The sequence below is a fragment of the Trebonia sp. genome, from assembly GCF_049794275.1.
Taxonomy (GTDB): domain Bacteria; phylum Actinomycetota; class Actinomycetes; order Streptosporangiales; family Streptosporangiaceae; genus Trebonia.
Genome location: NZ_JBARCR010000220.1, coordinates 1 through 6,236, shown reverse-complemented (window position 1 = coordinate 6,236; position 6,236 = coordinate 1). Strand labels below are relative to the sequence as shown.

The 6,236-nt window shown below is 69.0% G+C and carries 8 protein-coding genes; 3 read left to right on the top strand and 5 right to left on the bottom strand.

Annotation, left to right across the window (positions count from 1 at the left end; genetic code table 11):
* Window positions 1-327 (top strand): hypothetical protein (locus tag WA805_RS06365; RefSeq protein WP_425241869.1); only part of this gene is annotated, 327 nt, incomplete at its 5' end.
* Window positions 328-333: 6 nt separating this feature from the next.
* On the opposite strand, the gene WA805_RS06360 is transcribed toward WA805_RS06365, so the two are convergent.
* From WA805_RS06360 to WA805_RS06340, 5 genes are all read right to left on the bottom strand, one after another.
* The gene (locus tag WA805_RS06360) at window positions 334-984 is read right to left on the bottom strand and encodes an SAM-dependent methyltransferase (protein WP_425241870.1); all 651 of its coding nucleotides are present in this window, start codon (window positions 982-984) and stop codon (window positions 334-336) included.
* Between the two features lie 84 nt (window positions 985-1,068).
* On the bottom strand, window positions 1,069-1,446 hold the full coding sequence (locus WA805_RS06355) for a PIN domain-containing protein (RefSeq protein WP_422276707.1): 378 nt from the start codon (window positions 1,444-1,446) through the stop codon (window positions 1,069-1,071).
* Complete coding sequence (locus WA805_RS06350; protein ID WP_422288846.1) at window positions 1,446-1,736, bottom strand: hypothetical protein; 291 nt, start codon at window positions 1,734-1,736, stop codon at window positions 1,446-1,448. The genes WA805_RS06355 and WA805_RS06350 overlap by 1 nt, the downstream gene beginning before the upstream one ends.
* Window positions 1,737-1,930: 194 nt before the next feature.
* Entirely contained in the window at window positions 1,931-2,425 is a 495-nt protein-coding gene (locus tag WA805_RS06345) for a hypothetical protein (protein WP_422290165.1), read from the bottom strand.
* Window positions 2,426-2,532: 107 nt separating this feature from the next.
* The gene (locus WA805_RS06340; RefSeq protein ID WP_425241868.1) at window positions 2,533-4,152 is read right to left on the bottom strand and encodes an AMP-binding protein; all 1,620 of its coding nucleotides are present in this window, start codon (window positions 4,150-4,152) and stop codon (window positions 2,533-2,535) included.
* Window positions 4,153-4,196: 44 nt separating this feature from the next.
* On the opposite strand from WA805_RS06340, the gene WA805_RS06335 reads away from it, so the two are divergent.
* Window positions 4,197-5,027, top strand: coding sequence for an LLM class F420-dependent oxidoreductase (locus WA805_RS06335; protein WP_422276623.1), 831 nt, complete (start codon window positions 4,197-4,199; stop codon window positions 5,025-5,027).
* Window positions 5,028-5,332: 305 nt separating this feature from the next.
* Window positions 5,333-6,236: helix-turn-helix domain-containing protein (locus WA805_RS06330; RefSeq protein ID WP_425241867.1), on the top strand; the 904-nt coding region annotated here is incomplete at its 3' end.

Sequence of the window (6,236 nt, the reverse complement as noted above, 5' to 3'; positions counted from 1 at the left end):
GCGTACCAGAAGGCGGCGATCTCGGCGCTCCGCAACCGTCCGGAGTTCGGGCAGCGGCTGGCCAGCGGGCACGGGGTGGCGTGGGGCAAGGTGCAGGCGTGGCTGACGCAGGCCGCCCCGCCCGAGGAGGTCGTCGGCGACCGGTTCGAGTGGGCATATCAGGTCGTCCGTCCGGCGCTGCTCGAGATCCTCGGTCCGGAAGGTTCCGGCTGGCGGACAGAGAAAAGACCTCATCCAGAACGTCCTGGGGCGTCTCAGACCTGGATACTGCTCACCGAAACCGTGGAGGACGTCGAGCACGCCACTCCCCCGGAAGAACAGCCGTAGCCTGCCTCACACGCGGGCGACGCCGACGATCACCCGTCCGTCGCGGGGCGCGGCGTGCACCGGCTGCGCGGAGTCCGGATACCACTCCCGGCCGTCGACCACGCCGGGCGGGACGAGTTTCAAGGGGCCGAAGAAGCTCGCGAACTCTTCCACCGAATGGTTGTAGACCCGCGTCCCGCCCGAGGAATAGGCGCCGAAACCCTGTTTCGCCGCTGCACCGTCGGCGCGGCCGACGGAGAGCACCACGTAGCTTCCCGGCACCAGTCGTGCGACGTAGCTGGCCACCAGGTCCCGCGCCGCGTCAGGCGCGAAGAAGTGGAGCAGGTACCCCATGAGCAGGCACGCCGGAGCCTCGAGGTCGATGTCGTCCTGGATGGCGGCAATGATCGCGCCTGGCTCCCGCACGTCCCCGTCCACCACCGTCACGCCGGGATTGCCGTGCTCGGCCAGCGCGCGCAGGTGAGTGAGCACCACCGGGTCGTTGTCGATGTAGGCCACCCGGGCGGCCGGAATGGTGGCCTTGGCCGTCTGGTGTGTGTTCGGCACGGTGGGCATGCCGCAGCCCAGGTCGATGAACTGGCCGATCCCCTGGCTCGCCGCCCACGTGACCGCCCGGGCCAGGAACTGCCTGTTCTCCCGCGACACCTCGACCGTCAGGGGGTGCGACAGCCATCAGCCGCTCCGCCACCTCCCGGTCGGCGGCGAAATTGTCTGGGCTCGCGCATTCGGCCGACGCCGGCGTTAGACCGGAATCAGCTCCACGTGCACCCCGGCCGTCCGCACCAGGTCCAGCAGGTCACGGGGGTCGGAGGTGAGGATGTCGTCCCCGTCCTGGGCTAGGCACACCACGGACGCGTCGATGGCGTCCGCGGCACCCGTGCGGGCTAGCAGCATCCCCGCGCGCTTCCCCAGCCCGTCATCGACAGGAACGACTTCCACGTTGTCCAGCAGCCGGGCGACCTTCACCTGACGGCCGGTCCCGCCACGCCAGATTTGAGCGATGACCGCGCCGTTGGTCAGCGGCACGCGCCCGGACGTGAACTCGTTCTTTACCAGGGCGGCGACGTCGCCTGTACCGCGTTCGGCGGCGATGAACGCCCCAGCGTCCAAGACCAGCATCACTCAGCTCCTGTAGGCCCGGTGCCAGCCATGCCGTTCCGCACGACCTTGCCGCCCCGGACGACGATCGCCCGTTCCCTCGCCCGTCGCACGGCGGCTTCCATCTCCTCTTCGGTGATCTCACCGTGCTCCGCCTCGTACGCGGCAATGAAGTCGCCAATCCCGCGAAGCCTGCGGTCGTGGTCGAGCTTCAAGCGCAGCGCATCGCTCACCCAGGCGCTGGTGGATTCCGCCGCGCCGGCGGCCACGGCGGCTTGAACCGCGGCAATCAGATCCGCGTCGACAGTCACTGACAAGCGGCTCTTAGTCATACTCAGAGCGTACATCTGTCCCACTTCTATGGCATAGGCAATTGGATGGGGTCAGCGTAACGCAGGGTACTGACAATCGAGCGGTTAGTCGCCGGCCTGTGACAGCGCTGCCTCCAGGGCATGGGCCGCAGCGCTCGCAGCTGAGCGCGCGGCCCATCGGGTAGTGACGGCGGTTACGGGAGTGGCTGCTTGCCGCACTTGACGACGGTGATCGTGCCCGCGCTCTCTGGGTGCGCGCTGCCCGGTGCGTAGTCGTACACGGTGCGGGTCGCGAAGTTCATCACGAACACGTCGACGATCGCGAAGGTCTTGGGATCGAGCCAGGTGATGTACAGCTGGTGGTTGCCGATGGGCAGGGCGACGTAGTCCTCGGGCGGGAAGGTAGTGCCCACGTTCGGGCCGGCGATCGGGACGCCCTGGACAGTGGAGTGCTTGTAGGTCTGCTGGAACGTGTTGCCGGTGTTGCGGCCCAGGGTGTACTTGGCGTTGATCACGTAGCCGTTGAGGTCGAACCGGTTCAGGCTCACCCGCGCGTGGTGGGCGCTCACCTGCGCCGCCGGTTTCGGGCTCGCCGAGGCCGTGCTTGCCATCGCGGCCGCGGTCCCGCTCGCGGCGATTGCCACCGCTAGTGCCGCCACTGCCAGCCGAATGCGCTTCGTCGCAAACATTTGTGTCCCTCCTGCACTTGGGGAATGCCGTCCGAATCGTAAATCGGTGTGTCAGGGGCGGCAATTAGTGCGGAGGCGGTAAATGGGACTGGCGATTTGTGCGGTGGCTAAGGGTGGAGGTTGAGGATTTCGGTGGATCGTTCGCGCATTTCTACCTTGCGGACCTTGCCGGTGACGGTCATCGGGAACTCGTCGGTGATGTGCACGTAGCGGGGGATCTTGTAGTGCGCGAGCTTCCCGAGGCAGAACTCGCGCAGCGCGTCAGCCGTCAGCGGCGTGGCGCCGGGGCGCATCCGGACCCAAGCCATCAGCTCCTCGCCGTACTTGGCGTCCGGGACGCCGATCACCTGCGCGTCCAGGATGTCCGGGTGGGTGTAGAGGAACTCCTCGACCTCGCGCGGGTAGATGTTCTCGCCGCCGCGGATCACCATGTCCTTGATCCGGCCGGTGATCGACAGGTAGCCGTCGTCGTCCATCACGGCGAGGTCCCCGGTGTGCATCCACCGGGCGGCGTCGATGACCTCGGCGGTCTTGTCCGGCTGGCGCCAGTAGCCGAGCATCACCGAGTAGCCGCGGGTGCACAGCTCGCCAGGGGTGCCTCGCGGGACGGCTCTGCCGGTCGCCGGGTCGATGACCTTGACCTCGATGTGCGGGCCTACCCGGCCGACCGTCGCCACCCGGCGCTCGATCGAGTCGTCGACCCGGGTCTGGGTGGACACCGGTGAGGTCTCGGTCATGCCGTAGCAGATCGACACCTCCGACATGCCCATCCGGTCGATGACCTGCTTCATCACCTCGACGGGGCACGGCGAGCCCGCCATGATGCCGGTGCGCAGGCTGGACAGGTCGAAACGGCCGAAGTCCGGCACCGACAGCTCGGCGATGAACATCGTCGGCACCCCGTACAGCGACGTGCACCGCTCCGCCTGCACCGCCTCCAAGGTGGCTACCGGGTCGAAGGCCGGCGCCGGGATCACCATCGCCGCACCGTGGCTGGTCGCCGCCAGGTTCCCCATCACCATGCCGAAGCAGTGGTAGAACGGCACCGGGATGCAGATCTTGTCCTCGTGCGTGTAGTGGCACAGCTCGCCGACGAAGTACCCGTTGTTCAGGATGTTGTGGTGCGAGAGCGTCGCGCCCTTCGGGAAGCCGGTGGTCCCCGAGGTGTACTGGATGTTGATCGGGTCGTCGGCGCTCAGCTCGATCGCGCCGAGCGCGCCGCGGTCCGCGCGGCGCCCGGTCTCGAGCAGCGCGTCCCACTCGCCGGTACCGAGCAGGACGACCTGCTCCAAAGCGGCGCAGCGCGGCCGGACCTCGGCGATCATCGCGGCGTAGTCGGACGTCTTCAGCCGCTGCGCGGCGACGAGCAGCCTGGCGCCCGACTGGTTCAGCACGAACTCGAGCTCGCTGGTCCGGTAGGCGGGGTTGATGTTCACCAGGACCGCGCCGATCTTCGCGGTGGCGTACTGGGTCAGCACCCATTCGGCGCAGTTCGGGGCCCAGATGCCCACCCGGTCCCCCACGGTGACGCCGGCGGCGAGCAGGCCGAGAGCGAGCGCGTCCACGTCGGCGGCGAGCTCGGCGTAGCTCCACCGGCGGCCGGCCGGCACGTCGATCAGGGCCGGGCGATCGGGAAACCGGCGCACTGCCGCGTCGAGGTTCTCCCCGATTGTGTCGCCGAGCAGCGGCGTGTCGCTGATGGCCGACGTGTAGCTCTTCTCCGCCATGGCGTGCTCCTCTCGCCGTTGAGAGCATCATAGGGTTTCGGGTTATGGAGACCGGTGTAGCTATTTTCGCGACCCACGATGCGGTCGCGCCCGCCGAGGTGGCGCGGCTGGCCGAGCAGCGCGGGCACGAGTCGCTGTTCTTTCCCGAGCACACGCATATCCCAGCGAGCAGGCAGACACCGTGGCCTGGCGGGCGGCCGTTGCCGCGCAGGTACGCGCACACCTTCGACCTGTTCGTCGCCGTCACGGCCGCGCTGGCCGCGACCAGCCGGCTGCGCGTCGGGTCCGGCGTGTGCCTGGTGATCGAGCGGGACCCGATCATCACCGCCAAGGAGGTCGCCTCCGTCGACTTCATGTCCGGCGGGCGATTCGAGTTCGGCGTCGGCGCGGGGTGGAACAGGGAGGAGATGGCCAACCACGGCACCGACCCGCGGGTCCGGATGGCGGTCATGCGGGAGCGGATCGAGGCGATGAAGGCGATCTGGACGTCCGACGAGGCCAGCTACGCGGGCGAGTACGTGTCGTTCGACCGGATCTGGTCGTGGCCCAAGCCAGCGCAGCGGCCGCACCCGCCGGTGCTCGTCGGCGGGGACGGTCCCGGCGTGCTCGACCGGGTGCTCGCGTTCGGCGACGGGTGGTTCCCGAACTACGCGCGGGAAGGGATCCTGGACCGGGCTGAGGAGCTGCGGGCGCGGGCGGACCGGCCGGTGCGGCTGATGGTGATGGGCGTGCCGTCCGACCCCAGAGCGCTCGAGGCGTACGCGGCGGCCGGGTTCGAGCGAGCCGTGCACTGGCTGCCGTCCGCGCAGCGCGGGCCGGTAGAGCGGGAACTCGACGCGTTCGAGGCCGCGGTCGCCGAGTTCAACGGCGAGTAGGACCCGCCGTACTGCCTCGCCGTACGGTCTCGCGGTCCGAAAGGCGGAAACCACGGACCGCGAGACCGCACACCCCCTGGCGACCCCGCCCTTGGTGTGCCATTGTGCCTGCGCTGTCCGCCGTAGCGCCGCATCAGAACAATGTCCGGACAAGATCGGACAAGCACTGGCGTGAGAAACATGGTCGCAACTTCGCATCGATGTCACGCATTGGGTCAACTTGGGTGCCCATAGGGACTGTCATGTGAAGGCAAGGCTTCGTATCAGGGGGACCAATGGCTGATAATCCGGCCACGGCGCAACAAATGGCCGAACAAATCGAATCTCAGGCGGATTTCGCGCGGGAGCTGACGGCGCTCAGGGAACGCGCCGGATTGCGGATCCGGGACGTCGGCCGCTTGTCCGGTATTCCTGTCAGCACGGTCGGCGACTACTTCTCGGGGCGCCATCTGCCCGCCGACCGGCAGCAGCTGATCCGCATTCTCGAGGTGTGCGGCGAGACCGACCCGGCCCGGATCGCGTGGTGGGAAGCCGCGCTGCAGCGGATCCGGCGGCTGCCCGGCAGGAGGACGGGCACCCCGTACCGCGGCCTGGCCAGGTTCGAGCAGCAGGACGCGCGCTGGTTCTTCGGCCGCGAGGACGTCACGGAACACCTGGTCTCCCTCGCCGCCGAGTCCTCCGCGCTGCCGCTGGTGCTGGTCGGCCCTTCGGGGGCCGGCAAGTCATCGCTGCTGCGCGCGGGCCTGCTGCCGCGCCTCAGCGAGCTGGCCGCGGTAGCCCCGGAAATCGCCGGGCCGGTGATCGTGCTCGAGCCCACGGCCACCCCGGTCGCCGACCTCAAGGCCCGGCTCACCGAGCTCGCGGCGAGCCTGGACGGCGCCGAAGGCGGACGCCCGGCGGTCATCGTGGACCAGTTCGAGGCGGTCTTCACCCGGTGCCGCGACGAGGCGCAGCGCCGCGACTTCATCACCGAGCTGTGCGAACTGACCGGGACCGCCTTGGTGATCCTCGCGCTGCGGGCCGACTTCTACGACCAGGCGATCCGCTACCCGGGGCTGGCGAGCGCGCTGGAGTCCCGGCAGGTCGTGCTCAGCCCGATGACGGCGGACCAGGTCCGCCGCGCCGTCATCGAGCCCGCCCGGCTGGCCAAAGTGGCCGTCGAAGACGGCCTCGTCGGGCTGCTGCTCGCCGACCTGGCGCCGCGGGGCG

What these genes read in the sequence shown, in the direction of transcription:
- WA805_RS06340 (WP_425241868.1), bottom strand. Translation starts at nt 4,152, where the DNA reads ATGGCGGAGAAGAGCTACACGTCGGCCATCAGCGACACGCCGCTGCTC.
- WA805_RS06355 (WP_422276707.1), bottom strand. Translation starts at nt 1,446, where the DNA reads ATGCTGGTCTTGGACGCTGGGGCGTTCATCGCCGCCGAACGCGGTACA.
- WA805_RS06345 (WP_422290165.1), bottom strand. Translation starts at nt 2,425, where the DNA reads ATGTTTGCGACGAAGCGCATTCGGCTGGCAGTGGCGGCACTAGCGGTG.
- WA805_RS06335 (WP_422276623.1), top strand. Translation starts at nt 4,197, where the DNA reads ATGGAGACCGGTGTAGCTATTTTCGCGACCCACGATGCGGTCGCGCCC.